Source organism: Janibacter sp. CX7 (assembly GCF_024362365.1).
Classification (GTDB): Bacteria; Actinomycetota; Actinomycetes; order Actinomycetales; family Dermatophilaceae; genus Janibacter.
The window spans coordinates 548,250-574,226 of sequence record NZ_CP101464.1 but is presented as its reverse complement, the minus strand read 5'-3'; the positions used below and the strand labels follow the sequence as shown (position 1 = coordinate 574,226).

The 25,977-nt window shown below is 69.7% G+C and carries 37 protein-coding genes; 2 read left to right on the top strand and 35 right to left on the bottom strand.

Annotation, left to right across the window (positions count from 1 at the left end):
• Positions 1–26: 26 nt before the first annotated feature.
• From rpsK to infA, 4 genes are all read right to left on the bottom strand, one after another.
• The gene (gene rpsK / locus NMQ01_RS02915) at positions 27–425 is read right to left on the bottom strand and encodes a 30S ribosomal protein S11 (RefSeq protein WP_007928041.1); all 399 of its coding nucleotides are present in this window, start codon (positions 423–425) and stop codon (positions 27–29) included.
• Between the two features lie 74 nt (positions 426–499).
• Positions 500–871 (bottom strand): 30S ribosomal protein S13, encoded by a 372-nt coding sequence (gene rpsM, locus NMQ01_RS02910; protein WP_255185376.1) that lies wholly within the window; start codon positions 869–871, stop codon positions 500–502.
• Positions 872–1,097: 226 nt separating this feature from the next.
• On the bottom strand, positions 1,098–1,211 hold the full coding sequence (rpmJ, locus tag NMQ01_RS02905) for a 50S ribosomal protein L36 (protein ID WP_007928044.1): 114 nt from the start codon (positions 1,209–1,211) through the stop codon (positions 1,098–1,100).
• Positions 1,212–1,317: 106 nt separating this feature from the next.
• Positions 1,318–1,539, bottom strand: a complete 222-nt coding sequence (infA, locus tag NMQ01_RS02900; RefSeq protein WP_007928045.1) for a translation initiation factor IF-1 — start codon at positions 1,537–1,539, stop codon at positions 1,318–1,320.
• A gap of 167 nt (positions 1,540–1,706) precedes the next feature.
• Here infA and NMQ01_RS02895 point away from each other — a divergent pair, with 167 nt between their 5' ends.
• Positions 1,707–3,218 (top strand): type II CAAX prenyl endopeptidase Rce1 family protein, encoded by a 1,512-nt coding sequence (locus NMQ01_RS02895; protein ID WP_255185375.1) that lies wholly within the window; start codon positions 1,707–1,709, stop codon positions 3,216–3,218.
• An 11-nt stretch (positions 3,219–3,229) separates the two neighbouring features.
• Here the strand turns inward: NMQ01_RS02895 and meaB are convergent, their stop codons facing one another.
• The 30 genes from meaB to NMQ01_RS02745 all read right to left on the bottom strand — a co-directional run bounded on the left by meaB (position 3,230) and on the right by NMQ01_RS02745 (position 23,934).
• Positions 3,230–4,225 carry a methylmalonyl Co-A mutase-associated GTPase MeaB gene (gene meaB / locus NMQ01_RS02890; protein WP_255185374.1) on the bottom strand — a complete coding sequence of 332 codons (996 nt, stop codon included), beginning with the start codon at positions 4,223–4,225 and terminating at the stop codon, positions 3,230–3,232.
• Positions 4,218–6,428 (bottom strand): methylmalonyl-CoA mutase, encoded by a 2,211-nt coding sequence (scpA, locus tag NMQ01_RS02885; protein ID WP_255185373.1) that lies wholly within the window; start codon positions 6,426–6,428, stop codon positions 4,218–4,220. The genes meaB and scpA overlap by 8 nt, the downstream gene beginning before the upstream one ends.
• Positions 6,425–8,308: a methylmalonyl-CoA mutase family protein gene (locus NMQ01_RS02880; protein ID WP_255185372.1), complete on the bottom strand. Its 1,884-nt coding sequence runs from the start codon at positions 8,306–8,308 to the stop codon at positions 6,425–6,427. Before NMQ01_RS02880 ends, scpA begins: the two co-directional genes overlap by 4 nt.
• A gap of 170 nt (positions 8,309–8,478) precedes the next feature.
• Positions 8,479–9,327 carry a type I methionyl aminopeptidase gene (gene map / locus NMQ01_RS02875; protein WP_255185371.1) on the bottom strand — a complete coding sequence of 283 codons (849 nt, stop codon included), beginning with the start codon at positions 9,325–9,327 and terminating at the stop codon, positions 8,479–8,481.
• Between the two features lie 3 nt (positions 9,328–9,330).
• Positions 9,331–9,894, bottom strand: coding sequence for an adenylate kinase (locus NMQ01_RS02870; protein ID WP_255185370.1), 564 nt, complete (start codon positions 9,892–9,894; stop codon positions 9,331–9,333).
• Positions 9,894–11,216 (bottom strand): preprotein translocase subunit SecY, encoded by a 1,323-nt coding sequence (gene secY / locus NMQ01_RS02865; RefSeq protein WP_255185369.1) that lies wholly within the window; start codon positions 11,214–11,216, stop codon positions 9,894–9,896. The genes NMQ01_RS02870 and secY overlap by 1 nt, the downstream gene beginning before the upstream one ends.
• A 204-nt stretch (positions 11,217–11,420) precedes the next feature.
• Positions 11,421–11,903: a 50S ribosomal protein L15 gene (rplO, locus tag NMQ01_RS02860; RefSeq protein WP_255185368.1), complete on the bottom strand. Its 483-nt coding sequence runs from the start codon at positions 11,901–11,903 to the stop codon at positions 11,421–11,423.
• Positions 11,904–11,905: 2 nt separating this feature from the next.
• On the bottom strand, positions 11,906–12,088 hold the full coding sequence (rpmD, locus tag NMQ01_RS02855; protein WP_072623779.1) for a 50S ribosomal protein L30: 183 nt from the start codon (positions 12,086–12,088) through the stop codon (positions 11,906–11,908).
• The gene (gene rpsE, locus NMQ01_RS02850; RefSeq protein WP_255185367.1) at positions 12,088–12,753 is read right to left on the bottom strand and encodes a 30S ribosomal protein S5; all 666 of its coding nucleotides are present in this window, start codon (positions 12,751–12,753) and stop codon (positions 12,088–12,090) included. The genes rpmD and rpsE overlap by 1 nt, the downstream gene beginning before the upstream one ends.
• A gap of 34 nt (positions 12,754–12,787) precedes the next feature.
• Positions 12,788–13,162 (bottom strand): 50S ribosomal protein L18, encoded by a 375-nt coding sequence (rplR, locus tag NMQ01_RS02845; protein WP_303708048.1) that lies wholly within the window; start codon positions 13,160–13,162, stop codon positions 12,788–12,790.
• 3 nt (positions 13,163–13,165) lie between these two features.
• Positions 13,166–13,702, bottom strand: coding sequence for a 50S ribosomal protein L6 (gene rplF / locus NMQ01_RS02840; RefSeq protein WP_255185366.1), 537 nt, complete (start codon positions 13,700–13,702; stop codon positions 13,166–13,168).
• Positions 13,703–13,714: 12 nt separating this feature from the next.
• A complete protein-coding gene (rpsH, locus tag NMQ01_RS02835) occupies positions 13,715–14,113 on the bottom strand; it encodes a 30S ribosomal protein S8 (RefSeq protein ID WP_255185365.1) in 399 nt (132 codons plus the stop codon).
• Between the two features lie 130 nt (positions 14,114–14,243).
• Positions 14,244–14,429: a type Z 30S ribosomal protein S14 gene (locus NMQ01_RS02830; protein ID WP_007924699.1), complete on the bottom strand. Its 186-nt coding sequence runs from the start codon at positions 14,427–14,429 to the stop codon at positions 14,244–14,246.
• A gap of 1 nt (position 14,430) precedes the next feature.
• On the bottom strand, positions 14,431–15,003 hold the full coding sequence (gene rplE, locus NMQ01_RS02825; RefSeq protein ID WP_255185364.1) for a 50S ribosomal protein L5: 573 nt from the start codon (positions 15,001–15,003) through the stop codon (positions 14,431–14,433).
• Between the two features lies 1 nt (position 15,004).
• Positions 15,005–15,343 (bottom strand): 50S ribosomal protein L24, encoded by a 339-nt coding sequence (gene rplX / locus NMQ01_RS02820; protein ID WP_255185363.1) that lies wholly within the window; start codon positions 15,341–15,343, stop codon positions 15,005–15,007.
• A gap of 3 nt (positions 15,344–15,346) precedes the next feature.
• Positions 15,347–15,715: a 50S ribosomal protein L14 gene (rplN, locus tag NMQ01_RS02815; RefSeq protein ID WP_068315433.1), complete on the bottom strand. Its 369-nt coding sequence runs from the start codon at positions 15,713–15,715 to the stop codon at positions 15,347–15,349.
• 109 nt (positions 15,716–15,824) lie between these two features.
• Complete coding sequence (gene rpsQ / locus NMQ01_RS02810) at positions 15,825–16,085, bottom strand: 30S ribosomal protein S17 (RefSeq protein WP_303708372.1); 261 nt, start codon at positions 16,083–16,085, stop codon at positions 15,825–15,827.
• A 20-nt stretch (positions 16,086–16,105) separates the two neighbouring features.
• A complete protein-coding gene (gene rpmC / locus NMQ01_RS02805) occupies positions 16,106–16,333 on the bottom strand; it encodes a 50S ribosomal protein L29 (protein ID WP_303708045.1) in 228 nt (75 codons plus the stop codon).
• Positions 16,333–16,752 carry a 50S ribosomal protein L16 gene (gene rplP / locus NMQ01_RS02800; RefSeq protein WP_255185361.1) on the bottom strand — a complete coding sequence of 140 codons (420 nt, stop codon included), beginning with the start codon at positions 16,750–16,752 and terminating at the stop codon, positions 16,333–16,335. Before rplP ends, rpmC begins: the two co-directional genes overlap by 1 nt.
• Position 16,753: 1 nt before the next feature.
• A complete protein-coding gene (rpsC, locus tag NMQ01_RS02795; protein WP_255185360.1) occupies positions 16,754–17,569 on the bottom strand; it encodes a 30S ribosomal protein S3 in 816 nt (271 codons plus the stop codon).
• Positions 17,569–17,979, bottom strand: coding sequence for a 50S ribosomal protein L22 (gene rplV, locus NMQ01_RS02790; protein WP_255185359.1), 411 nt, complete (start codon positions 17,977–17,979; stop codon positions 17,569–17,571). The genes rpsC and rplV overlap by 1 nt, the downstream gene beginning before the upstream one ends.
• Complete coding sequence (gene rpsS / locus NMQ01_RS02785) at positions 17,979–18,260, bottom strand: 30S ribosomal protein S19 (protein WP_007924678.1); 282 nt, start codon at positions 18,258–18,260, stop codon at positions 17,979–17,981. The genes rplV and rpsS overlap by 1 nt, the downstream gene beginning before the upstream one ends.
• A 15-nt stretch (positions 18,261–18,275) precedes the next feature.
• Positions 18,276–19,112, bottom strand: coding sequence for a 50S ribosomal protein L2 (rplB, locus tag NMQ01_RS02780; protein WP_255185358.1), 837 nt, complete (start codon positions 19,110–19,112; stop codon positions 18,276–18,278).
• A 19-nt stretch (positions 19,113–19,131) separates the two neighbouring features.
• Entirely contained in the window at positions 19,132–19,434 is a 303-nt protein-coding gene (rplW, locus tag NMQ01_RS02775) for a 50S ribosomal protein L23 (protein ID WP_255185357.1), read from the bottom strand.
• Positions 19,431–20,078 carry a 50S ribosomal protein L4 gene (gene rplD / locus NMQ01_RS02770; RefSeq protein WP_255185356.1) on the bottom strand — a complete coding sequence of 216 codons (648 nt, stop codon included), beginning with the start codon at positions 20,076–20,078 and terminating at the stop codon, positions 19,431–19,433. Before rplD ends, rplW begins: the two co-directional genes overlap by 4 nt.
• A gap of 1 nt (position 20,079) precedes the next feature.
• A complete protein-coding gene (gene rplC, locus NMQ01_RS02765) occupies positions 20,080–20,736 on the bottom strand; it encodes a 50S ribosomal protein L3 (protein WP_255185355.1) in 657 nt (218 codons plus the stop codon).
• A gap of 11 nt (positions 20,737–20,747) precedes the next feature.
• On the bottom strand, positions 20,748–21,056 hold the full coding sequence (rpsJ, locus tag NMQ01_RS02760) for a 30S ribosomal protein S10 (RefSeq protein WP_007924661.1): 309 nt from the start codon (positions 21,054–21,056) through the stop codon (positions 20,748–20,750).
• Positions 21,057–21,450: 394 nt separating this feature from the next.
• Entirely contained in the window at positions 21,451–22,545 is a 1,095-nt protein-coding gene (locus NMQ01_RS02755; RefSeq protein ID WP_255185354.1) for a YihY/virulence factor BrkB family protein, read from the bottom strand.
• Between the two features lie 133 nt (positions 22,546–22,678).
• Positions 22,679–23,200, bottom strand: coding sequence for a hypothetical protein (locus NMQ01_RS02750; RefSeq protein ID WP_255185353.1), 522 nt, complete (start codon positions 23,198–23,200; stop codon positions 22,679–22,681).
• A 158-nt stretch (positions 23,201–23,358) separates the two neighbouring features.
• Entirely contained in the window at positions 23,359–23,934 is a 576-nt protein-coding gene (locus NMQ01_RS02745; protein WP_255185352.1) for a LuxR C-terminal-related transcriptional regulator, read from the bottom strand.
• A gap of 16 nt (positions 23,935–23,950) precedes the next feature.
• On the opposite strand from NMQ01_RS02745, the gene NMQ01_RS02740 reads away from it, so the two are divergent.
• Entirely contained in the window at positions 23,951–24,613 is a 663-nt protein-coding gene (locus NMQ01_RS02740) for a hypothetical protein (RefSeq protein WP_255185351.1), read from the top strand.
• Between the two features lie 73 nt (positions 24,614–24,686).
• On the opposite strand, the gene tuf is transcribed toward NMQ01_RS02740, so the two are convergent.
• The gene (gene tuf / locus NMQ01_RS02735; protein WP_255185350.1) at positions 24,687–25,880 is read right to left on the bottom strand and encodes an elongation factor Tu; all 1,194 of its coding nucleotides are present in this window, start codon (positions 25,878–25,880) and stop codon (positions 24,687–24,689) included.
• Positions 25,881–25,977: the final 97 nt, after the last annotated feature.

Genomic DNA, 25,977 nt, shown 5'->3' with positions numbered 1-25,977 from the left:
TTATCTGTCTCCCGTATCTCTGCTGCTCAGACGCGACGGCGCTTGGGCGGGCGGACACCGTTGTGCGGGCTGGGCGTGACGTCCTGGATCGCGCCGACCTCGAGGCCGGCGGCGGTCAGGGAGCGGATCGCGGTCTCACGACCGGAGCCCGGGCCCTTGACGAAGACGTCGACCTTCTTCATGCCGTGCTCCATGGCGCGGCGTGCAGCGGCCTCGGCAGCCATCTGGGCGGCGTACGGGGTGGACTTGCGCGAGCCCTTGAAGCCGACCTGGCCGGCAGAGGCCCACGAGATCACGGCACCGGTGGGGTCGGTGATCGAGATGATGGTGTTGTTGAACGTGCTCTTGATGTGGGCCTGGCCCACGGCCACGTTCTTCTTGACCTTGCGGCGCACCTTGGCGCCGGAGCGGGTCTTGGGGGGCATGTTTCTCCTACGAAGCTCTTCGGTGTGTGGTGATCACCGCGCGGCCGGAGCCGGCTGCGGCGACACGTGGTGTGTCAGGCCTTCTTCTTGCCTGCGACGGTGCGCTTCGGGCCCTTGCGGGTCCGGGCGTTGGTCTTGGTGCGCTGACCGCGGACCGGGAGACCGCGGCGGTGCCGCAGGCCCTCGTAGGTGCCGATCTCGACCTTGCGGCGGATGTCGGCGGCCACCTCCCGGCGGAGGTCACCCTCGAGCTGGACGTTGGCCTCGAGGTAGTCACGGAGGGCGACGAGCTGGTCGTCGTTCAGGTCCTTCACGCGGGTGCTCGGGTCGACGCCGGTCTCGGCGAGGGCCTTCTGTGCGGTCGTGCGTCCCACACCGAAGATGTAGGTCAGGGCGACCTCGGCGCGCTTCTCGCGCGGCAGGTCGACTCCAACAAGTCGTGCCATGTGCTGGCTTCCTTCTCGTTCTCTCGGAGGTCTGGTGCACCACCGGTCCGGCGGTGGGTCCCGCCGATGGTGGCGGGCCGCTCGGTCCCCGGCCTCCGAGCCGGGGGTGACGTCCTGCTCCGCGAAGGGAGAGGGGCCGGGTGGTGCGTCGTTCTTCAGTTGGCGTTGCTCGAGGATCTGTGGCGATGAGCCAAGGTCCCCGCCGTGCGGGCCGTGGTGGCCGCGATCAGCCCTGGCGCTGCTTGTGGCGCAGGTTGTCGCAGATCACCATGACCCGACCGTTACGGCGGATCACCTTGCACTTGTCGCAGATCTTCTTGACGCTCGGCTGAACCTTCATTGCCGTCTCGCATCTTTCATCGATCTGTCCCGACCCACGGGTGGTGGATGCCGGGTCGTGCGGGAGTTGCGTCCCTCGTCGGTCGCCGTGTCGACGACCGCCTCGGTCAGCGGTAACGGAAGACGATCCGGCCGCGGGTCAGGTCGTACGGGCTGAGCTCGACGACAACCTTGTCCTCGGGGAGGATTCGGATGTAGTGCTGCCGCATCTTGCCCGAGATGTGGGCGAGAACCTTGTGACCGTTGGTCAGCTCGACCCGGAACATTGCGTTCGGGAGCGCTTCGACGATCGTGCCCTCGACCTCGATGACACCGTCCTTCTTGGCCATACCCTCTCAATCCGTTGGTGGTCGCCTCCTGGATGGAGGCCACCGCGTGTGGCACGCGCGAGATGACCTCCCCGGAGACGGGAAGGCATGACACACGTGACCGACAGTCAAGAGTAGGGCACCGGCCCACTCGGAGGGAAATCGCACCCCCCACGTAGGCTCGCTGCATGACCGGCCTGACCATCGCACTCGTCGGCTCCGCGGACTGGCCGGACGCCCCCTTCGTCTCGCGGGCGGTGACCGCCCTCGCCCCCGACGCGCAGGTGCGGTGGCTGCCGGCGGGGGCCACGATCACCCCCGACGTCGACGCCGTGTGGCTCCTCGCCCCGCCGGCCTCCGCCCCGGCGACGACCCACGACGCGACGACCGGCTGGGCCCTGCAGCTCGGCGTCCCGGTCGTCGGTCCACTGCGTGCGGGCGAAGGGGGTCACCTGGCCCCCTCCCCCGGCAGCCGCTTCGCCGCGATCACCGGCACGGCGCCGGTCGACCTGCCGGCACACCGGGGCGCCGCCCGCCCCGGCCGCGACTACGTCGACGCCCCCGGCACCGTCTGGTACCCGCAGGCCCACCGCGGCGGCGAGCCGGCGGTCGTGAGCGCGGGCGGGTCCCCCTTCGCCACCCTCACCGACTTCCCCCTCGCCACGGCCGACGGGGTCCACCCGCTCGCCCTCGACCTCGTCGCCGCGGCCCGGCAGCGGGCCGCCGGCCGCAGGGCGCCGGTCGCGTCCGGACCGTCGATGCGGGCGCTGCCCGACGACGAGCCGCGCAGCTATGTCCACCAGATGCGCACAGCCGGCCACCGCTGGTGGCGACCCCTGCTCGCCCTGACCGCAGGGGTGGGGACGTGGCTCGTGCTCGCGACGGTGCTGAGCATCGGATGGTTCATCGCCGACCCCTCGCTCCTCGAGGCCTCGAGCGCCACCGAGATCGACCCCTCGGACCCGCTGACGATGCTCATCAGCAACCTCACGCTCGCCGCGCTCATCCCCGCGACGCTCGTCGCCACCCGCGTCGGCCACTGGCGGCCCATGGGCAAGGTGTGGTCGGTGACCGGTCGCATCCGGTGGCGCTGGCTCGGCACCGCCTCGCTCGTCACCCTCGTCGTCTGGGGTGGCTATCTCGCGGCGACGTGGGTGCTCTCGGGCGAGGAGCCCACCGAGCGGCCCGAGCACTGGCCCTGGCTGCTCGTCATCACCCTGCTCACGACGCCGCTGCAGTCCGCCGGCGAGGAGGTCGCCTTCCGCGGCGGGCTCATGCAGGGCGTCGGCGCGTGGATCCGCCGCCCGGTCGTCGCGCTCGTGGTGACGACCGTCCTGTCGGCGGTGATCTTCGCGCTGGCGCACACCTCGCTCGACCCGTGGGTGCTGCTCGACCTCGGCGGCATGGCCGTCGCCTGCTGCTACCTCACCTGGCGCACCGGCGGCCTCGAGGCCGCCATCGTGCTGCACGTGGTCAACAACCTCGTCATCATCGTCGGCCTGACCCTGCTCGGTGGGCTCGACACCGCCTACGTCACCGAGGACACGACGAGCACCGCCGCCTCGGGCGGGCTCGGGGTCGTCGCCACCTTCGTCATGACGGCGATCCTGCTGTGGCTGGCCCGGCGCTCGGGCATCGCGCCCCGGGGCTTCGGCCGCCCGGCCCTCTCCCCCGACCGCGCCGTCCCCGCGCCCAGGTAGGCCGCATTTCCCTAAGGTCGTGCGGCGAGGTCCTCGGCGAAGGACGCGATGATCCGGGCGGCGCCGTCGACGGCGCTCACCTCTCCGGTGCGCACGCCCGGGGTGATCTCGGCGAGCAGCTCGCGCACCCGCGGCGAGCGCCGCACGGCGTCCCGCAGCTCGGAGTCGACCATCGCCCACATCCACTCGCGCTGCTGCTCGGCCCGACGGGCGTGCAGCGATCCCTGCGCCTCGAGCCACTCGCGGTGCTCGAGCACCGCGGCCCACACGTCGTCGAGCCCGTCGCCGGTCTGCGCGCTGCACGTGAGCACCGGGGGGCGGCGGGCGTCGGGGTCGGAGTTCATCAGCCGCATCGCGCCCGAGAGCTCGCGAGCAGCGACCCGGGCGTCGCCGGCGTGCTCGCCGTCGGCCTTGTTGACCGCGATGACGTCGGCCATCTCGAGGATGCCCCGCTTGATGCCCTGCAGCTGGTCGCCGCCACGGGCGAGGGCGAGCAGGAGGAAGGTGTCGACCATCTCGGCGACAGCGACCTCCGACTGACCGACGCCGACGGTCTCGACGAGCACGACGTCATATCCAGCGGCCTCGAGGACGAGCATCCCCTCACGGGTCGCGCGGGCGACACCGCCCAGGTGCGCCCCCGACGGCGAAGGCCGGACGAAGGCGTCCTCGCTCGCCGTCAGCTGCGCCATCCGGGTGCGGTCACCGAGGACCGACCCACCGGTGCGCGAGCTGCTCGGGTCGACGGCGACGACGGCGACCCGGTGCCCGCGCTCGATGAGGCGGGTGCCGAGGGCGTCGATGAAGGTCGACTTGCCGGCACCGGGGATGCCGGAGATGCCCACGCGCATGCCCTGCCCGGTGTCGGGGGCGATGAGCGCGAGCAGCTCGCGAGCCCGCTCCCGGTGGTCCGGGCGCGAGGACTCGACGAGCGTGATCGCCCGGGCGATGTGGGCGCGCGAGCGCTCCCGCACCCCCCGGGCGAGGTCGGCGACCGACTCAGGCATCGGTGCCGGCGGCCTGCTCCCGCAGGCGGTCGACGAGTCGGCCGGCCGCCTCGGCGATGACCGTGCCGGGCGGGTAGATGTCGTCGGCCCCGGCGGCACGCAGCTCGTCGAAGTCCTGGTCGGGGATGACACCACCGACGACGATCATCAGGTCCTGGCGCCCGAGCGCGTCGAGCTCCTGGCGCAGCGCCGGCACGAGGGTCAGGTGACCAGCGGCCAGCGACGACACCCCGACGACGTGCACGTCGCCCTCGACGGCCTGACGGGCCACCTCGCCGGGGGTCTGGAAGAGCGGGCCCACGTCGACGTCGAAGCCGAGGTCGGCGAAGGCCGTCGCGATGACCTTCTGCCCGCGGTCGTGACCGTCCTGGCCCATCTTGGCGACGAGGATGCGGGGGCGACGCCCCTCCTCCTGCTCGAAGTCCTCGACCTTGGCCAGGACCTCGTCCACGGCGCCGCCCTTGCCAGCCTCGTCCCGGTACACACCGGAGATCGTACGGATCTGCGCGGTGTAGCGGCCGTAGACCTCCTCGAGCGCCGCGGAGATCTCGCCGACGGTGGCCTTGGCGCGGGCCGCGTCGATGGCCAGCGCGAGGAGGTTGGTCTCCATCGTGCCGCCGTCGGCCTTGGCCGCCTCGGTGAGCGCTGCGAGAGCCGCGCGGGTCTCCCCTTCGTCACGCTCCGACCGCAGGCGCTCGAGCTTGGCGATCTGGGAGGCGCGGACCGCGGCGTTGTCGACCTTGAGGATCTCGATGGCCTCGTCGGCGGTGCTCTCGGTGACCGGATAGGTGTTGACGCCGATGACCGGCTGCTGGCCGGAGTCGATGCGCGCCTGGGTGCGGGCGGCCGCCTCCTCGATGCGCATCTTGGGGATGCCGGCCTCGATCGCCTTGGCCATGCCGCCGGCCGCCTCGACCTCCTCGATGTGGGCCCAGGCACGCTGCGCGAGGTCGTGCGTCAGGCGCTCGACGTAGGCGCTGCCGCCCCACGGGTCGATGACGCGGGTCGTGCCCGACTCCTGCTGGAGGACCAGCTGGGTGTTGCGCGCGATGCGGGCGGAGAAGTCCGTCGGCAGCGCGATCGCCTCGTCGAGCGCATTGGTGTGCAGGCTCTGCGTGTGGCCCTGCGTCGAGGCCATCGCCTCGACGCACGTGCGCACGACGTTGTTGTAGACGTCCTGCGCCGTCAGGCTCCAGCCGGAGGTCTGCGAGTGGGTGCGCAGCGAGAGCGACTTGGCGCTCTTCGGCTCGAAGTTCTCCTTGACCAGGCGCGCCCACAGCAGGCGGGCCGCGCGCAGCTTGGCCACCTCCATGTAGAAGTTCATGCCGATGGCCCAGAAGAAGGACAGCCGCGGCGCGAAGGCGTCGACGTCCAGGCCCGCCTCGCGGCCGGCGCGGATGTACTCGATGCCGTCGGCGAGGGTGTAGCCGAGCTCGAGGTCCTGCGTCGCCCCGGCCTCCTGCATGTGGTAGCCGGAGATCGAGATGGAGTTGAAGCGCGGCATCCGCTGGCTGGTGAAGGCGAAGATGTCGGAGATGATCCGCATCGAGGGAGCCGGCGGGTAGATGTAGGTGTTGCGGACCATGAACTCCTTGAGGATGTCGTTCTGGATGGTGCCGCTCAGCTGCTCCGGGCTCACCCCCTGCTCCTCGGCCGCGACGACGTAGAGGGCGAGGATCGGCAGGACCGCGCCGTTCATCGTCATCGACACGCTCATCCGGTCCAGCGGGATGCCGTCGAAGAGCGTGCGCATGTCGTAGATCGAGTCGATGGCGACACCGGCCATGCCGACGTCTCCCTCGACCCGCGGGTGGTCGCTGTCGTAGCCGCGGTGGGTCGCCAGGTCGAAGGCGACGGACAGGCCCTTCTGCCCCGCGGCGAGGTTGCGCCGGTAGAAGGCGTTGGACTCCTCGGCCGTCGAGAAGCCGGCGTACTGCCGGATCGTCCACGGCTGGTTGACGTACATCGTCGGGTAGGGACCGCGGAGGAAGGGGGCGGCGCCGGGGGCGGTCTCGAGGAAGTCGAGGTCGGCGGTGTCGGCCTCGGTGTAGACCGGGGCGACCTCGATCTTCTCCGGGGTCTCCCAGCCGTCGGCCGCACCGGGGGTGGCGTCGAGGGCCTCCTGCCAGCGCTCGGCGGCGTCGGCGGACGGGACTCCGTCGCCGAGGTCGACGGTGTCGAAGGTGGGGATCTGCGCGCTCATGCGTCTGCTCCTGCCTGCGTGGCGCCCGGGGCGCCGAGGGTGTCGAGGAGATCAAGAAGTTCTGCGAGGAAGTCCACGATGTTGATGCCGTCGCGGACCTCGCCGTCGACGGTGGTGTCGCCGACCTCGGTGGCCTTGCCGGCGACGAGGATGCGCTGCACACCGGCATCGCGAAGGGAGGCGACGCCCGCCTCGGCATGTGCCTCGTAGCCGCGGGCGGAGGAGGCGAGGATCGCGACGGGCGCGCCCTGCGCGGCGCTCGCCACGGCGCCCGGGTCGCTACCCTCACCGACCTCGACGACCTCGGGGCGGATGCCCGCGACGCCGAGGAGGTTGGTGACGAAGGTCAGGCGGGCGGTGTGCTCCTTGGCCGGGCCGAGGGCGAGGACCGGCACGCTGACGTCGCCGGCGGCGGTGCGCTCGCGCAGCGCCTCGAAGACCTCGCTGTCGCGGCGACGCGGCAGGCCGCCGGTCGGCTCGGTGCGCGGCGTGCGGGTCAGCAGGGTCTCCCCCGCGAGCGGGAAGGTCGAGGTGCCGGTGATCGGCATCGCCCGGGTGGCCAGGGCCTCGTCCCGCTCGGCGCGGGTGGCGGCGAGGCGCTCGGCGACGGCGCCCGCGGCGAGCGCGGCGGCGGCACCGCCGGCGGCGTCGAGCTGACCGAACCAGGTCCAGGCAGCGCGGGCGAGCTCGTCGGTGAGGGCCTCGACGTAGGCGGAGCCGCCGGCCGGGTCGGCGACCCGCGCGACATTGGACTCCGACGACAGCAGCGACTGCGTGTTGCGGGCGACCCTGCGGGAGAAGGCGGTCGGCAGGCCGAGCGCGTGGTCGTAGGGCAGCACGGTGATCGCGTCGGCGCCACCGGCGGCGGCTGCGAAGCAGGCGATCGTGTCGCGCAGCAGGTTGACCCACGGGTCGGTGCGCGTCTGCATGCGCCACGAGGTGACGGCGTGGATCCAGGCGCCCCGGTCGGCCTCGGGCACCTCGAGGACCTCGCCCACGCGGGCCCAGGTGCGTCGCAGGGCGCGCAGCTTGGCGATCGTCGCGAACTGGTCGGCGGTCGCTGCGACGCGGAAGTCGATGCGACGGAAGGCCTCGGCCGGCTCGACGCCCGCCTCGGCGAGGTGGCGCACGTAGTCGAGGGCGGTCGCCAGGGCGAGGGCGATCTCGTCCTGCGCGTCGGCACCGGCGTCGTGGTGGACCCGGGTGTCGACGGTGATGGCGCGCACCCCGGCGAAGCGGTCGCGGCAGGTGGCGACGGCCTCGACGAGCGGCGCGAGGTCGGGCGTGCCGCCGACCGTGGCGACCTGACCGATGGGGTCGTGACCGAGGCTGCCGCTCACGGCGGTGGGGTCGACCCCCTTCGCCTCCCAGGCGGCGACGAGCGCGGCCGCGGCGGCGCTCTGGTCGTCGGTCGAGCTGACGACGACCGGGGCGAGGTCGGCCATGACGTCGGTGAGGACCTCGGCGACGTCACCGGCGGCGATGCCGTCGGCGCCGACGTGCAGCCACACCGAGCTCACGCCGTGCTCGAGGTCGTCGAGGACCGCCTTGCGGCTCGCGGCCGCGTCGGGGTCGTCGTGCAGCTGGCGTACGTCCCACGGCAGGTCGGGGTTGCGGGGGCCACGGCCACGGGTGAAGGGCATCGCGCCCGGCACGCCGAGGGCGGTGCCCGGCTGCGGCCAGTAGATCGGGTCGATGTCGATGCCGCCGGGCAGGTGGCTGGTCAGGGCCTCGCGGGCGCCGGCGCCGTCGACCTTGCGGTCGTCGGGACGGGACTTGTTGACGACGGCGGCGGCCAGGTCCGCCCACGCGTCCGGGCCCACCGGGGCGAAGCCCTCGGCCAGGCCCATGACGTCGTCACGTGCAGGGGGAAGGGTCATCCTCGAAAGCTCCTCATCGACCCGGCCGCGGCGTCACGGCGTCGGACATGACTGACTTCGCACCCTACCGACCGTCACCACGGTGCGAAGGGGGTGTCCAGCGTCGCGTGGGCCACACCCCACGCTCCCTGAGGAGCTTGCTCTGCAAGCGTCTCGAAGGGTGTCCGAGATCAGTCCAGCGGACCGAAGGGAGCGCCCAGCGCGGTGAGCTCTGCCTCGCCACCGTCGAGGGCGGTGAGCACCCACAGGCCGCGCTCGGTGAGCGCGACGGTGTGCTCCCAGTGGCTGGCGACGGAGCCGTCGTCGGTGACGACGGTCCACTCGTCGGGCAGCACGTGGTTGGCCTGGTCGCCGAGGGTGACCATCGGCTCGATGGCCAGGGTCGTGCCGACCGGCGTGCGCGGCTGACGGCCGGGCTCGCGGTAGTTGGGCACATTGGGCGGCAGGTGCATGTGCTCACCGATGGCGTGACCGGTGTAGTCCTGCACGATGCCGTAGTCGACGCCGTCGGCGCGCGCGTCGTCGGTGATCGAGTCCTCGACCGCGCCGCCGATGTCGTTGAGGTCCCCTCCGGGGCGAAGGGCGGCGAGCCCGGCCCAGAGGGAGCGTCGGGTGACCTCGTTGAGCCGCACGGCGGCCGGGTCACCTGCGGCATCGCCCCCGACGACGAGGGTGATGGCGGAGTCGCCGTTCCACCCGTCGACCTCGGCGCCGCAGTCGATGCTCAGCAGGTCGCCGTCACGCAGCACCCGGTCGCCCGGGATGCCGTGCACGATCTCGTCGTTGACCGAGGTGCACAGCGTGTTGACGTAGCCGGGGACGAGCTGGAAGTTGGACACTCCCCCGCCGCTGCGGATGAAGTCCTCCGCGAGGGCGTCGAGCTGCCCGGTCGTGACGCCGGCGCGGACCTCGCCGCGCAGCATCTCGAGGGTGCGACCGGTGAGCAGACCCGCCACGCGCATCGCCCGGAGCTGGTCCGGGGTGCGCGGGCGGATCCGCTCACGGCCGAAGAGGGACAAGACTCAGGCGCCCAGGGCCGCGACGATGCGCTCGGCGACCTCGTCGACCTCGCCCTCACCGTCGACGGTGACGAGCAGGTTGCGCTCGGCGTAGGCGTCGGACAGCGGCTTGGTCTCACGGTGGTAGATGGCCATCCGCTCGCGGATGACCTCCTCGGTGTCGTCGACGCGACCCTCGAGCTCGGCCCGCTTGAGCAGGCGCGCGACGACGACCTCGTCGTCGACGACGAGCTCGAGCACCTTGTCGATCGCGTGGTCGCCCTTGGCGAGCATCGCGTCGAGGGCGGTCACCTGCGCGGTCGTGCGCGGGTAGCCGTCGAGGAGGAAGCCCGGAGCGGCGTCGTCCTGCGCGAGGCGGTCCTCGACGATCGCGTTGGTGATGTCGTCGGAGACGTAACCACCGGAGGCGAGGATCTCCTTCACCTGGAGACCGAGCTCGGTCTCGTTCTTGATGTTGGCGCGGAAGATGTCACCCGTGGAGATCGCGGGGATGCCGTAGTGCTCGGCGATCCGGCCGGCCTGGGTGCCCTTGCCGGCACCGGGGGGACCCAAAATGATCAGACGCATCAGCGGAGGAATCCTTCGTAGTGGCGTTGCTGGAGCTGGGACTCGATCTGCTTCACCGTCTCCAGACCGACCCCGACCATGATGAGGATAGAGGTACCGCCGAAGGGGAAGTTCTGGTTGGCCCCGACGAGCACGAGTGCGATGAGCGGGATCAACGAGACGAGAGCGAGGTAGATGGCGCCCGGCACGGTAATGCGGGTGAGCACGTACTGGAGGTACTCGGCCGTGGGTCGCCCGGCCCGGATACCTGGGATGAAGCCTCCGTACTTCTTCATGTTGTCGGCAACCTCGGTGGGGTTGAACGTGATCGACACGTAGAAGAAGGTGAAGAAGAGGATCATCGCGGTGAAGACCGCCATGTAGATGGGATGGTCACCCCGCACGAGATAGGTGTTGATCCAGTCGACCCAGCCGGGGTTGTCACCCTGCGGGTCGGTCTGGAACTGCGCGATCATCTGCGGCAGCGCAAGCATCGAGCTCGCGAAGATCACCGGGATGACGTTGGCCATGTTGACCTTGATCGGGATGTAGGTCGAGGTGCCGCCGTACATCTGCCGGCCGACCATCTTCTTGGCGTACTGGACCGGGATGCGGCGTTGGCTCTGCTCGACGAAGACGACCGCGGCGATGATGACCAGGCCGATCGCGATGACGAGGAAGAAGAGGTCCCAGCGGCCGTCGCGCTGCTGGATCGCCCACAGCGAGCTGGGGAAGGTCGCGGTGATCGACGTGAAGATCAGCAGCGACATGCCGTTGCCGACGCCCTTGTCCGTGACGAGCTCGCCGAGCCACATGATCAGACCGGTGCCGGCCGTCATCGTCAGGACCATGAGGATGATCGAGAACATCGAGTCGCGGTAGAGGATCGGCCCGCACTCGGCGTTGTTGAACAGGCTCGCGGGGTTGCGCGCGAAGGTGATGAAGGTGGCCGACTGGAGGATGGCCAGGGCGATCGTCAGGTAGCGCGTGTACTGCGTCATCTTCGCCTGACCCTGCTGCCCCTCCTTCTTCAGCGCCTCGAAGCGAGGGATGACGACCGTGAGCAGCTGCACGATGATGCTCGCGGTGATGTACGGCATGATCCCGAGCGCGAAGATCGACAGCTGGAGCAGCGCCCCACCGCTGAAGAGGTTGGCCATCCCGAGGAAGTTGTTGCCGGCGTCCTGCCGGGCCCCCGCGATGCAGTCCTGCACCGCCGTGTAGTTGACGTTGGGCGTCGGCACGTGCGACCCGAGGCGGAAGAGCACGATGATGCCCAGCGTGAAGAGCAGCTTGCGCCGCAGGTCGGGCGTCTTGAACGCCCGGGTGAAGACGGAGAGCACGTGGGTTCCTCCAGGACGGTGCCGGGATGCAGATGTGGGCTGCGGGCAGGGCCCACCGACGGTGAGCAACCTGTCAGACGATACCTGCCGCGACTGCGAGGTCGCGACGTGACCCGCATCCCCCTTCGACGAAGGGGGCCGGGAGACGCGTCGAGGCCGTCCCGGTGAGCCGGGACGGCCTCGATGCAGATGGACCGAAAGGGGTCAGCGAGCAGTGATGCTGCCGCCGGCCGCCTCGATCTTCTCCTTGGCGCTCGCGGAGAAGGCGTCGACCGTGAGGTCGACCTTCACCGTGATCTCGCCGGAGCCGAGCACCTTGACGAGGTGACCGTCGCGGACGGCACCCTTCGCCACGAGCTCCTCGACGCCCACGCTGCCACCCTCGGGGAAGAGCGCGGAGATGCGGTCGAGGTTGACGACCTGGTACTCGGTCTTGAAGGGGTTCTTGAAGCCACGGAGCTTGGGCAGACGCATGTGCAGCGGCGTCTGACCACCCTCGAAGCGCTCCGGCACCTGGTACCGGGCCTTGGTGCCCTTGGTACCGCGGCCGGCGGTCTTGCCCTTCGAGCCCTCACCGCGACCCACGCGGGTCTTGGCGGTCTTGGCCCCGGGGGCCGGACGCAGGTGGTGCACCTTGAGAGCGTGCGTGCCCTGCTCCGGGGTCGGGTTGGCCTTGGAGTCAGCCATGATCAGTCAACCTCCTCGACGGTCACCAGGTGGCGAACCGTCTGGACCATGCCACGGATCTCCGGGCGGTCCTCCTTGACGACGACGTCGCCGATGCGCTTCAGACCGAGGCTGCGCAGCGTGTCGCGCTGGTTCTGCTTGCCACCGATCTCCGAACGGGTCTGGGTCACCTTGAGCTGTGCCATCACGCACCCGCCTTTGCCTTCTCGGCGGCCTCGGCGCGACCAGCGGCCTGGGCGCGCAGCATGGCTGCCGGGGCGACCTCGTCCAGGGGCAGACCGCGGCGAGCCGCGACGGCCTCGGGACGCTCGAGGCCGCGCAGGGCCTCGACGGTCGCGTGGACGATGTTGATCGCGTTGTCCGAGCCGAGGCTCTTGGACAGCACGTCGTGGATGCCGGCGCACTCGAGCACCGCACGCACCGGGCCACCGGCGATGACACCGGTACCGGGGCTGGCGGGGCGGAGCATGACGACGCCGGCCGCGGCCTCACCCTGGATGGGGTGCGGGATCGTGCCCTGGATGCGCGGGACGGTGAAGAAGTTCTTCTTCGCCTCCTCGACACCCTTGGCGATCGCGGCCGGGACCTCCTTGGCCTTGCCGTAGCCGACACCGACGGTGCCGTCGCCGTCACCGACGACGACCAGGGCGGTGAAGCTGAAGCGGCGACCGCCCTTGACGACCTTGGCCACGCGGTTGATGGTCACGACGCGCTCGAGGAACTGGCTCTCGGTGCGGTCACGGCCACCGTCACGACGGTCACGGCCACCGCCGCGGTTGTCACGACGGTCGTTGTTGGAGCGCTCGTTGGTGCCTGCGGCACCGGCGCCTCGACGCTGGGGTCCGGGCATCAGATGTTCCTCTTCTCGACGTTCTGGGTCTGCATCACAGCGTCAGACCCCCTTCGCGGGCGCCGTCCGCGATCGCGGCGACGCGACCGTGGTAGCGGTTGCCACCGCGGTCGAAGACGACGGCCTCGACACCAGCGGACTTGGCGCGCTCGGCAACGAGCTCCCCGACCTTCTTGGCCCGCTCGGTCTTGTCGGCCTCGAGCGCACGCACGTCGGCCTCCATGGTCGACGCGGACGCGACGGTCTTGCCGATCGTGTCGTCGACGACCTGGACGAAGACGTGGCGGCTGCTGCGGGTGACCACCAGCCGCGGACGGGCCGCGGTGCCGGTGACCTTCTTGCGCAGGCGAAGGTGGCGACGCCCGCGAGCGGCGCTCTTGCCCTTGGCACGCTTGACGATCTTGGCCATGGGTTACTTACCAGCCTTTCCGACCTTGCGACGGATCTGCTCGCCCTCGTACCGGACACCCTTGCCCTTGTACGGGTCGGGGCGGCGGAGCTTGCGGATGTTGGCAGCGGTCTCGCCGACGAGCTGCTTGTCGATGCCCTGGACGCTGAAGCGCGTGGGGTTCTCGACGTTGAAGCTGATCCCCTCGGGGGCCTCGATGGTGATCGGGTGGCTGTAGCCGAGCGCGAACTCGAGCGAACCGCCCTTGTTCTGCACGCGGTAACCGGTGCCGTGGATCTCGAGCTTCTTCTCGTAGCCCTCGGTGACACCGACGACCATGTTGTTGATGAGGCTGCGGGTCAGGCCGTGGAGCGAGCGCGACTCGCGCTCGTCGTCGGGACGCTTGACCTCGACGCCGGCCTCGGTCTTCTCGACCGTGATCGGCTCGGTCACGATGACCTGCAGCTCGCCCTTGGGGCCCTTGACCTTGACGGTCTGGCCCTCGATGGCGATGTCGACACCGCTGGGGATGGCGACCGGGAGTCGTCCGATACGCGACATGTCTGCTTCCCCTTACCAGACGTAGGCGAGGACTTCCCCGCCCACACCCTTGGTTGCGGCCTGCTTGTCGGTGAGGAGGCCGGAGGACGTGGAGATGATCGCCACGCCCAGGCCGCCGAGCACCTTCGGCAGGTTGGTGGACTTCGCGTAGACGCGCAGACCGGGCTTGGACACCCGGCGCACGCCCGCGATGGAGCGCTCACGGTTGGGGCCGTACTTGAGGTTGATCGTCAGCGTCTTGCCGACGGTCGCCTCCTCGACCTCCCACCCCGCGATGAAACCCTCCGCCTGGAGGATCTCCGCGATGTGCGACTTGAGCTTGGAGTACGGCATGGAGACGACGTCGTGGTGCGCCGAGTTGGCGTTCCGGACGCGGGTCAGCATGTCCGCAATCGGGTCGGTCATGGTCATGGGCTCTGCCTGCCCTCTCTCATCGCGGTTTCCCTCCGGAGCCCGGAGCGACCTTCGATGTAGAACGGTTCGTGGGTTGTGGTGCGACCTGGGTCGCGGTGGGCCCGACAGGTGTCGGACCCAGGGTGGGTCACCAGCTGGACTTGGTCACACCGGGGAGCTCGCCGCGGTGTGCCATCTCGCGAAGGCACACACGGCACAGGCCGAACTTGCGGTAGACCGAGTGCGGCCGGCCGCAGCGCTGGCACCGCGTGTAGCCGCGGACCTTGAACTTCGGCTTCTTGTTCGCCTTGTTGATCAGGGCGGTCTTCGCCATGTCAGTTCTCCTTGAAGGGGAAGCCCAGCTGCTTGAGCAGCGCGCGGCCCTCGTCGTCGTTCGTCGCGGTCGTGACCACGGTGATGTCCATGCCGCGGACGCGATCGATCTTGTCCTGGTCGATCTCGTGGAACATCGACTGCTCGGTCAGACCGAAGGTGTAGTTGCCGTTGCCGTCGAACTGCTTCGGGTTCAGGCCACGGAAGTCACGGATACGGGGCAGCGCGATCGCCGTGAGGCGGTCGAGGAACTCCCACATGCGCGCACCGCGCAGCGTGACGTGGCAGCCGATCGGCATGCCCTCGCGCAGCTTGAACTGCGCGATGGACTTGCGGGCCTTGGTGACCTGCGGCTTCTGACCGGTGATGGCGGTCAGGTCGCGGATCGCGCCCTCGATCAGCTTGCTGTCCTTGGCGGCGTCGCCGACGCCCATGTTGACGACGACCTTGACGACGCGGGGAACCTGCATCGCGTTGTCGTAGCCGAACTGCTCCTGCAGCGCGGGGACGACCTGATCGGCGTACTTGCCCTTGAGGCGCGGGGCCTCGACGGCGGTCTCGATGGTGTCAGTCATCTCAGAGGTCCTTGCCCGAGCGGCCCGCGACGCGGGTGCGGCTCGCCTTGGTGCGACCGTCGCGCTCGACGGTCTCGACGCGGGTCTTGATGCGGGTCGGCTTGTTGTCCTCGGGGTCGACGATCGCCACGTTGCTCACGTGGATCGGCGCCTCGGAGACGACCAGGCCGCCGGCCTGGCCGCCGATGCCGGCCTTGGTGTGGCGGGTGACCCGCTGGACACCCTCGACCACGACGCGCTGGGTCTCGGTGTTGACCGAGATGACCTTGCCCTGCAGGCCCTTGTCCTTGCCGGACAGGACCTGGACGAGGTCGCCCTTCTTGATCTTGAGCTTGGCCATGGATCAGATCACCTCCGGTGCGAGCGAGACGATCTTCATGAACTTCTTGTCGCGCAGCTCGCGACCGACCGGGCCGAAGATGCGCGTCCCGCGCGGCTCGCCGTCAGCCTTGAGGATGACGGCGGCGTTCTCGTCGAACTTGATGTAGGAACCGTCGTTGCGACGACGCTCCTTGGTGGTGCGGACGATGACGGCCTTGACGACGTCACCCTTCTTGACGTTGCCACCGGGGATGGCGTCCTTGACGGTGGCGACGATGGTGTCGCCGACGCCGGCGTACCGGCGGCCGGAGCCACCGAGCACGCGGATGCACAGGATCTCCTTGGCACCGGTGTTGTCGGCGACGCGCAGTCGCGACTCCTGCTGGATCACTTCTCACTCCTGTCGTCGTGCTGGTTCTCGCTCGCGGCGAGCCTGGCCGAACTGATGTGGTCTTCGCGGGCGAAGGGGGCGGATGCGCCCCCTTCGCTCCGGGGTGGCCTTACTTGGCCTTCTCGAGGATCTCGACGAGCCGCCAGCGCTTGTTGGCGGACAGCGGTCGGGTCTCCATGATGAGGACGTGGTCACCGATGCCGGCGACGTTCTCCTCGTCGTGCGCCTTGACCTTGGAGGTCTTGCGCATGACCTTGCCGTAGAGCGCGTGCTTGACGCGGTCCTCGACCTCGACGACGACGGTCTTGTCCATCTTGTCGCTGACGACGTAGCCGCGGCGGGTCTTGCGGTCGTTCCGCTGGGTCACGATGGTGTCCTTCTCGTTCTCGGTCACTTGCTCTCACCGATCCCGAGCTCGCGCTCGCGCATCTCGGTGTAGATGCGGGCGATGTCCTTGCGGACGGCGCGGAGCCGGCCGTGGTTCTCCAGCTGGCCGGTGGCCGACTGGAAACGGAGGTTGAAGAGCTCCTCCTTGGCCTTGCGCAGCTCGTCGACCAGGCGGTCGTCGGTCAGCTCGCGCAGGTCGGCCGGGGTCAGGTCCTTGGATCCGACTGCCATCAGTTGACACCACCCTCACGCACGACGAAGCGGCACTTCATCGGCAGCTTGTGCATCGCCAGGCGCATGGCCTCGCGTGCGACGGTCTCGTCGACACCGGAGATCTCGAACATGATCCGGCCCGGCTTGACGTTGGCGACCCACCACTCGGGCGAGCCCTTACCGGAACCCATGCGGGTCTCAGCCGGCTTCTTGGTGAGCGGACGGTCCGGGTAGATGTTGATCCAGACCTTGCCGCCACGCTTCATGTAGCGCGTCATGGCGATACGAGCCGCCTCGATCTGGCGGTTCGTGACGTAGGCCGGCTCGAGAGCCTGGAGGCCGTAGTCACCGAAGGAGACGACGGTGCCGCCCTTCGACATGCCGGAGCGCTTGGGGTGGTGCTGCTTGCGGTGCTTGACCCGTCGGGGGATCAACATCTCAGGACTCTCCCTCGGTCTTGGCCGGGGCCTCGGCGGCGGGGGCCTCAGCGGGGGCGGCCTGGGCCTGACCCTCGTTGCGGTCGCCGCGGCGGGCGCGGGCGGGACGGTCGTCGCGGTCGCGACGCGGGCCACGACCACGGGGGGCCGCGGTCGCCTGCTGGGCCGCGAACTCCTTCTCGGTCATGTCGCCCTTGTAGATCCAGACCTTGACGCCGATGCGGCCGAAGGTCGTGCGGGCCTCGTAGAAGCCGTAGTCGATGTTCGCGCGGAGGGTGTGCAGCGGCACGCGACCCTCGCGGTAGAACTCCGAGCGCGACATCTCGGCGCCACCGAGGCGACCGGAGCACTGGATCCGGATGCCCTTGGCACCGGCGCGAAGGGAGGACTGCATGCCCTTGCGCATGGCGCGACGGAAGGTGACGCGAGCAGCGAGCTGCTCGGCGATGCCCTGGGCGACGAGCTGAGCCTCGATCTCGGGGTTCTTGACCTCGAGGATGTTCAGCTGGACCTGCTTGCCGGTGAGCTTCTCGAGCTCGCCGCGGATGCGGTCGGCCTCGGCGCCACGGCGACCGATGACGATGCCCGGGCGCGCGGTGTGGATGTCCACACGCACGCGGTCACGGGTGCGCTCGATCTCGACGCGGGCGATGCCGGCGCGCTCCATGCCCGTGGACATGAGCTTGCGGATCGCGACGTCTTCCTTGACGTAGTCGCGGTAGCGCTGACCCTCCTTGTTGGAGTCGGCGAACCAGCGGCTCTTGTGGTCGGTGGTGATGCCCAGACGGAAGCCGTGCGGGTTGATCTTCTGACCCATCAGCGGGTCCCTCCCTTCGCGGCCTTCTCAGGCTTGCTCGTCACGAGGACGGTGATGTGGCTGGTGCGCTTGTTGATCCGACCCGCGCGGCCCTGGGCCCGGGGACGGAAACGCTTCATCGTCGGGCCCTCGTCGACGAAGGCGGAGGAGATGACGAGGTTGCGCTCGTCGAAGGGCTCCCCGGCCTCGTCAGCCTTGACGCGGAGGTTGGCGATGGCGCTCTGCAGGACCTTGAGGGTCGGCTCGGCCGCACCCTGGGGGGCGAACTGCAGCGACGCGATCGCGGTCTGGGTGTCCTTGCCGCGGATCATGTCGACGATGCGACGCGCCTTCTGGGGCGTGACGCGGACGTGGCGGGCGGAGGCGCGGGCGACCAGCGTCTCCTGCTCGGTGGTCTCGGTGGCAGGCATCAGCGACGACGTCCCTTCTTGTCGTCCTTCACGTGACCGCGGAAGGTGCGGGTCGGTGCGAACTCGCCGAGCTTGTGGCCGACCATCGCCTCGGTGACGAACACCGGGACGTGCTTGCGGCCGTCGTGGACGGCGAAGGTGTGACCCAGCATGTCCGGCGAGATCACCGAACGGCGCGACCAGGTCTTGATGACGTTCTTGGTGCCCGCTTCGTTCTGGACGTCGACCTTCTTCTGAAGGTGGTCGTCGATGAAGGGGCCCTTCTTCAAACTACGAGGCATGTCCAAAGGCTCCTATCAGCGCTTCTTGCCGGTGCGGCGACGACGGACGATGAGCTTGTCGCTCGCCTTGCCGGGACGCCGGGTACGGCCCTCGGGCTTGCCCCAGGGCGAGACGGGGTGACGGCCACCGGAGGTGCGGCCCTCGCCACCACCGTGCGGGTGGTCGACCGGGTTCATGACGACACCACGGACGGTCGGGCGCTTGCCCTTCCACCGCATGCGGCCGGCCTTGCCCCAGTTGATGTTCGACTGCTCGGCGTTTCCGACCTCGCCGACGGTGGCGCGGCAGCGCACGTCGACGCGACGGATCTCGCCGGAGGGCATGCGCAGGGTCGCGTACGGACCCTCCTTGCCCAGCAGCTGGATGCTGGTGCCGGCCGAGCGAGCGAGCTTCGCTCCCCCACCCGGACGCAGCTCCACGGCGTGGATCGTCGTACCGGTCGGGATGTTGCGCAGCGGCAGGTTGTTGCCCGGCTTGATGTCCGCGGCGGGACCGTTCTCGATGACGGTGCCCTGCGTCAGCTTGTTCGGCGCCAGGATGTAGCGCTTCTCGCCGTCGGCGTAGTGCAGGAGCGCGATGCGCGCGGTGCGGTTCGGGTCGTACTCGATGTGCGCGACCTTCGCCGGGACGCCGTCCTTGTCGTGACGACGGAAGTCGATCACGCGGTAGGCACGCTTGTGGCCACCACCGATGTGACGGGTGGTGATGCGGCCGGAGGCGTTGCGGCCACCGGACTTCGTCAGCGGGCGGACGAGCGACTTCTCGGGGGTGGAGCGCGTCACCTCGACGAAGTCGGCGACGGAGCTGCCGCGACGACCCGGGGTGGTCGGCTTGTACTTACGGATTCCCATGTCTTCCTTGTCCTCTCCGTCAGCCCTGGCCGCCGAAGATGTCGATCGAGCCCTCACGGAGGGTGACGATCGCGCGCTTGGTGTCCTTGCGCTTGCCGGTGCCGAACCGCGTGCGTCGGGCCTTGCCGACACGGTTCATGGTGTGGACGGAGTCGACCTTGACGCCGAAGATCTGCTCGACGGCGATCTTGATCTCGGTCTTGTTCGCCCGCGGGTCGACGATGAAGGTGTACTTGCCCTCGTCGAGCAGGCCGTACGACTTCTCCGAGACGACGGGGCGGATCAGGATGTCGCGCGGGTCCTTGAGCTGGGACGCGGTCACTTGCTGACCTCCTCGGTCTTGGTCGGGCCAGCGAGGAAGGCCTCGAGGGCCGCCTGGGTGAAGACGACGTCGTCGGCGCACAGCACGTCGTAGGTGTTGAGCTGGTCGGCCGGCAGCACGTGGACGTCGGCCAGGTTGCGCACCGACTTCCACGCGGTCTCGTTGCCGCGCTCGATGACGACGAGCAGGTTCTTGCGCTCGCTGAGGCCACCGAGGACGGTCGCGACGCCCTTCGTCGAGGGGGTGTCCCCGTCGACGAGGGAGCTGAGGACGTGGATGCGGCCGTGACGCGCCCGGTCGGAGAGGGCACCGCGCAGGGCGGCGGCCTTCATCTTCTTGGGGGTGCGCTGCGAGTACTCACGCGGCTGCGGGCCGTGGACGGTGCCACCGCCGGCGAACTGCGGAGCGCGGGTCGAGCCCTGACGGGCGCGGCCGGTGCCCTTCTGGCGGTACGGCTTGCGGCCACCACCGCGGACGTTGCCGCGGGTCTTGGTCGCGTGCGTGCCCTGGCGCGCCGCGGCGAGCTGGGCCACGACGACCTGGTGGATCAGCGGGACGTTGACCTGCACGTCGAAGATCTCGGCGGGCAGCTCGATGGTGCCGTTGGCGGCACCCTGCGGGCTGATGATGTCGATGGTCGGCACGTCAGGCTCCCTTCACCGCGGTGCGGACGAGGACGACGCCGCCACGGGGGCCGGGGACGGCGCCCTTGACGAGCAGCAGGCCCTTCTCGGCGTCCACGGCGTGGATCGTGAGGTTCTGGGTGGTCTGGCGCACGCCGCCCATGCGGCCGGCCATGCGCATCCCCTTGAAGACGCGACCCGGGGTGGCGCAGCCACCGATCGAGCCGGGCTTGCGGTGATTGCGGTGCGCACCGTGGGAGGCGCTGACACCGGCGAAGCCGTGACGCTTCATGACGCCGGCGAAGCCCTTGCCCTTGGTCGTGCCGGTGACGTCGATGGCCTGCCCGGACTCGAACAGCTCGACGGTCACCTCCTGACCCAGGGAGTACTCGGAGGCGTCAGCGGTGCGCAGCTCCACGAGGTGGCGGCGCGGGGTCACGCCGGCCTTGGCGAAGTGGCCGCTCTTGGGCTGGTTGACCTTGCGCGGGTCGATGGCGCCGTACGCGATCTGGACGGCGTCGTAGCCGTCGGTCTCGGCATTGCGGACCTGGGTGACGACGCACGGGCCGGCCTGGATGACGGTCACGGGGACGAGACGGTTGTCCTCGTCCCAGACCTGCGTCATGCCGAGCTTCTCGCCGAGGACGCCCTTGACGGTCTTGGTGGCAGTAGTAGTCATCTCGTTCAGCCTCAGAGCTTGATCTCGATGTTGACGTCAGCCGGGAGGTCGAGACGCATCAGCGAGTCGACGGCCTTGGGCGTCGGGTCGATGATGTCGATGAGGCGCTTGTGGGTGCGCATCTCGAAGTGCTCGCGGCTGTCCTTGTACTTGTGGGGCGACCGGATGACGCAGAACACGTTCTTCTCCGTGGGCAGCGGCACGGGGCCCACCACCGTCGCGCCGGCACGGGTCACGGTGTCGACGATCTTCCGCGCCGAGTTGTCGATGACCTCGTGGTCATACGACTTCAACCGGATGCGGATCTTCTGTCCCGCCATCTTGTGTCCGTCTCTCTCTCGCCGTCTTGCCTTGGTCTGTGTCGGTCGGCCTGGCCTCCGACCCACGCGGTCGGGTGTGTCGCACCCGCTCCGCGACGCGACGACATGCCGAAGGGCAGGTCGCGCGATCTGGTCGTCGACCCGGTCGAACCGGATCGTGCTTCGTGTCCGATGTGTCGCCCCGCCTCAGGCGGTTCGATGCGTTGTCATCGGGGGAGGCGGTGGCACCTGGCGATCGGGGCAAAGTCCGATAGCGGCGTCACCGCACAACAAGCAACCTGAACAGTGTGCCAGAGCCTGCAGGCTCAGTCCAAATCGGGCCGGGCCGGTGCTTGACAGGCCCCCCACCGGCTCTCCGGTGCGGTCGGCCGGGGTCGCACCCGGCCGACCGGAGTCAGTCCTGGTCGGCGAGGTCGGCGGTCGACCTGCCCTGGTCGCGCAGCCCGTCGATGCGCAGGGAGCGGGCCTCCTCGCGCACCTCCACCTCGGCCTCGGCGGCCGCGTCGGACTTGGTCGTGTCGCGCAGCGGGAGGAGCAGGTCCTCCTCGGCCGCCATGCCGGCCTGCAGCTGGCGGGAGCGCTCGATCTCGGAGTCGACCTCGGCACCCAGGAGCAGCACGTTGTTGAGGATCCACAGCCACAGCAGGAAGACGATGACACCGGCCAGCGAGCCGTAGGTCGCGTTGTAGGAGCCGAAGTTGGAGACGTAGAAGCCGAAGGCCACGGACGCGACGATCGCCACGACGATCGCGACGGCCGCGCCGGGGCTGAGCCAGCGGAACGTCGGCTGCTTGACGTTGGGGGTGGCCCAGTAGAGCAGGCCCACCATGAAGGTGACGACGAGCAGGATGACCGGCCACTTGGCGAGGTTCCACGTCATCACCGCGGCCTCGCCGAGGCCGATGGTGTTGCCGATGGCCCGGGCCACGTCACCGCTGACGGCGACGGACATGATCGTGGCGGCGGCCAGGACGAGCAGCACCGCGGTGACCGCGAGCTGCATGGGCCGCAGCTTGACGAAGCCGCGCCCCTCGGGGACGTCGTAGATCCGGTTGAGGGCGCGGCCGAAGGCTCCGACGTAGCCCGAGGCCGACCACAGGGCACCCGCGATACCGACGACGAGTCCGAGGCCGGCCCCGCTGGAGTTGACCATCTGGTCGATCGGGCCCTCGAGGATGTCGACGACGTTGTCCTGGCCCAGCTGGCCGATGACGTCGAGCAGGGTCTTCTTCGTCTCGTCGGGGTCGCCCACGAGACCGATGATCGAGACGAGCGCCAGCAGCCCGGGGAAGATCGACAGCACCGCGAAGTAGGTGAGCGCGGCGGCCAGGTCGGTGCACCCGTCGGCGCTGAACTCCTTGATCGCCCGCTTGAAGGCGAAGACCCAGCTGCGCTTCTTCATCTGGCGCAGGGTCGGCTTGGCCACCTCGTCGAGGCCCTCCTCCTCGGGGGCGAGGTCCTCGGTCGTGGTGCTCTCGTCGGTGGCCATGTGGCGCGGTCTCCGTGGTCGGGTGCAGCGGTCGTCCCCACCATAGGCCGAAGGGGGCCGCCCCACCCGTTGTCACACGCCAACGCGCCCACCGCCCCGAAGGGCGATGGGCGCGTCGGTGTCGGTGACTCGCTCAGTCGTTGGGCGAGCTGCAGACGCTCACCAGGGTGCCCACGCCAGCCGCGAGGGTGAACTCGGCCGTGGCGCCGAGGACGGCCAACTGGTAGGTGCCCAGCGCATTGATGTTCAGCCCCTCGGGGAAGACCTGGACGGTCACGGTCTGGCCGGGCGCGATGTCGTTGGCCAGGGTCGCACTGCCGATGTCGGAGCCGAAGGTGAGCACGCCGACGTTGAGGTCCACGAGCGCAGTCAGGCCGATCGACGCCAGCGCGCCACCCGTCAGCGAGACCGGGGTTCCCTGCGGGATGGTGCAGTCGGGGCCAGCGGTGATCGTGAAGCTCGCCTCGGGCGACAGGAGCCCAACGAGGGTGCAGTTGGAAACACCCAGCGTGATGTCTGCGCCGGTGCAGACCGGGTTGGGCGAGGCGGCGAGGGTGGGTGCGGCGGCCGCGACGGTGACGGCGGGGACGGCCCAGGCGGCCCCCTTCGCGATCTGACGGCGCGACGGACCGGCGGTGGTGATGTCCTTGGACAAGGCGGGGCTCTCTCTGCGGACAGGCGCGGTCAGGTGTGCCGCGCGGATGCCACGGCCGGATCCAGGGTCCTCCCCCCGGCGAACGCCCCCCTGTCGAGGCACTCACGCGTGAGATTAGGGACACCTTCGGGACCCCACCTCGAATGCCCCCAGAAGGACTAGAGCCACTCGGACACGACGAGCGCTCGCCGCAGCCCTTCGCGCGTCTCGGCGCCCCGGTGACCCGCCTTGGCGCGGATGTTGGCGATGTGCACCTTGAGGGTGCGCTCGCTGATCCCGAGCCGCCGCGCCACCTCCGCCCGGGGGTGGTCCGACCAGTCGGCGAGGTAGGCCCGCGCCACCTCCTGCTCCCGCTCGGTCAGCCGCACCATCGCCTCCGGCGGCGGTGGCCACGGCACGGGTTGCCCGGCCAGCACCCGTCGCACGACGTCGACGACCTGCTGGGGTGGCTCGAGCATGGAGACGTACGCCGCCGCTCCCGCCTGCCGCAGGGCCGCGACCCGGGGCGAAGGGAGGACCCCACCCCAGACGACCGTCGCCAGCCCCGCGGACCGTCGCCGCTCGAGCAGGTCGGTGAGGTCCGGCAGCAGCGCTCCCCCCACGAGCAGGCCGGTGGCCTCGTCGACCGACGCCACCGTCCTGGCATCGAGCCAATCGGCCACGAGCACCGAGGTGACCGCGTCCGCGTGCAGCCGCCAGCGCGACCAGACGAAGACCTCGGCGTCGGCGCGCATGGGAGCATCGTGCCCGATGTCCGCAGCCACCCGCCTCGACCTGGTCCACACCTCCCCTGTGGTGACGATGGCTCTGCGGCAGGAGCTGCAGTCCGGACCGCGACCGCTGCGCGTGACGACGGCGGTCCACGCCTGGACCGACTTCCAGGCCGAGTGGGACTTCGCCGGGGACTTCGTCGTCGTCGACGCACAGCTCGACGACCACCTGCCGCTGGCCGTCAAGGTGCGGGCCCTGCGCCGACTCGGTTCGCACCCGATCATCATCGGGCCGCAGCGGCACTCCCCCTTCGCCCGCCGGGCAGCCGCCGAGGGCGCGACCGCCTGGATCGAGCCGACCCTCGGTCTGGCGCAGACCGCCGACGTCATCCGCTCGGTCGCCGCCGGCGAGACCCCCGACATCGCGCGCGTCGAGCCGGCCGAGCCGCCCGAGGTGCACCTGACCGATCGCGAGCTCCAGCTGCTCTCCCTCTTCGTCGCCGCCCGCGGGCACTCCCCAGCCTTCCTCGCGCGCGTGCTGTCGCTGCGCACCGAGACCGTGCGCAGCCACATCGAGCGTGGCCGGGCCCGCTACCGGGAGGCCGGCCACGCGACCAACAACCGTGCTGCGCTGCGCACGGCGATGGTCGCCGACGGGTGGACCTACGACCCGCAGGTGTGGATCGACGCCGGCCGGCCGTGACACGACGAAGGGCCCGCCTCCCCTGACGGGGAGACGGGCCCTTCGTGGTTGCTGACTCGAGGTCAGCCCAGGATCACTTGACGATCTTGGTAACGCGACCGGCGCCGACGGTGCGGCCACCCTCGCGGATGTTGAACTTCAGGCCCTCCTCCATGGCGATCGGCTGGATGAGCTCGACCTTCATGTCGGTGTTGTCGCCGGGCATGACCATCTCGGTGCCCTCGGGCAGGGAGACGACGCCGGTGACGTCGGTGGTCCGGAAGTAGAACTGCGGACGGTAGGAGTCGTAGAACGGCGTGTGCCGGCCACCCTCCTCCTTCGACAGGATGTAGACCTGCGCCTCGAACTCGGTGTGCGGGGTGATCGAGCCCGGCTTGCAGATGACCTGGCCGCGCTCGACGTCCTCGCGCTTGGTGCCACGAAGGAGCAGACCGACGTTCTCACCCGCGCGGCCCTCGTCGAGCAGCTTGCGGAACATCTCGATGCCCGTGACGGTCGTGGTGGTCTTCTCCTCGCGGATACCGACGATCTCGACCTCCTCGTTGACGTTGAGGATGCCGCGCTCGATACGACCGGTGACGACGGTGCCACGACCGGTGATCGTGAAGACGTCCTCGACCGGCATCATGAACGGCTTGTCGAGGTCGCGCTCCGGCTCGGGGATGTACTCGTCGACGGCCGTCATGAGCTCCATGATCGACTCGCCCCACTTGGCGTCGCCCTCGAGCGCCTTGAGCGCCGAGACCTTGACGACCGGGACGTCGTCGCCGGGGAACTCGTAGGAGGACAGCAGCTCGCGGACCTCCATCTCGACGAGCTCCATGATCTCCTCGTCGTCGACCATGTCGGCCTTGTTGAGCGCCACGACGATGTAGGGGACGCCGACCTGGCGGGCCAGGAGGACGTGCTCCTTCGTCTGCGGCATCGGGCCGTCGGTGGCGGCGACGACGAGGATCGCACCGTCCATCTGGGCCGCACCGGTGATCATGTTCTTCACGTAGTCGGCGTGACCCGGGCAGTCGACGTGCGCGTAGTGACGCGACTCCGTCTGGTACTCGATGTGCGCGATCGAGATGGTGATACCGCGCTGCTTCTCCTCGGGAGCCTTGTCGATCGTGTCGAACGCCGAGGCCTCGTTGAGGTCGGGGAGCTGGTCGTGCAGCACGCGGGAGATCGCGGCCGTCAGCGTCGTCTTGCCATGGTCGATGTGACCGATGGTGCCGATGTTGACGTGCGGCTTGCTCCGCTCGAACTTTGCCTTCGCCACTGTGTTGTCCTCCTCAGGACGTTTTCTCGGTTACGCCTTTGCCCGGCAGGGTGGCGTCGTGTGTGGGTGTGTGTGGATGGTCCGTGTCGGGATCCCG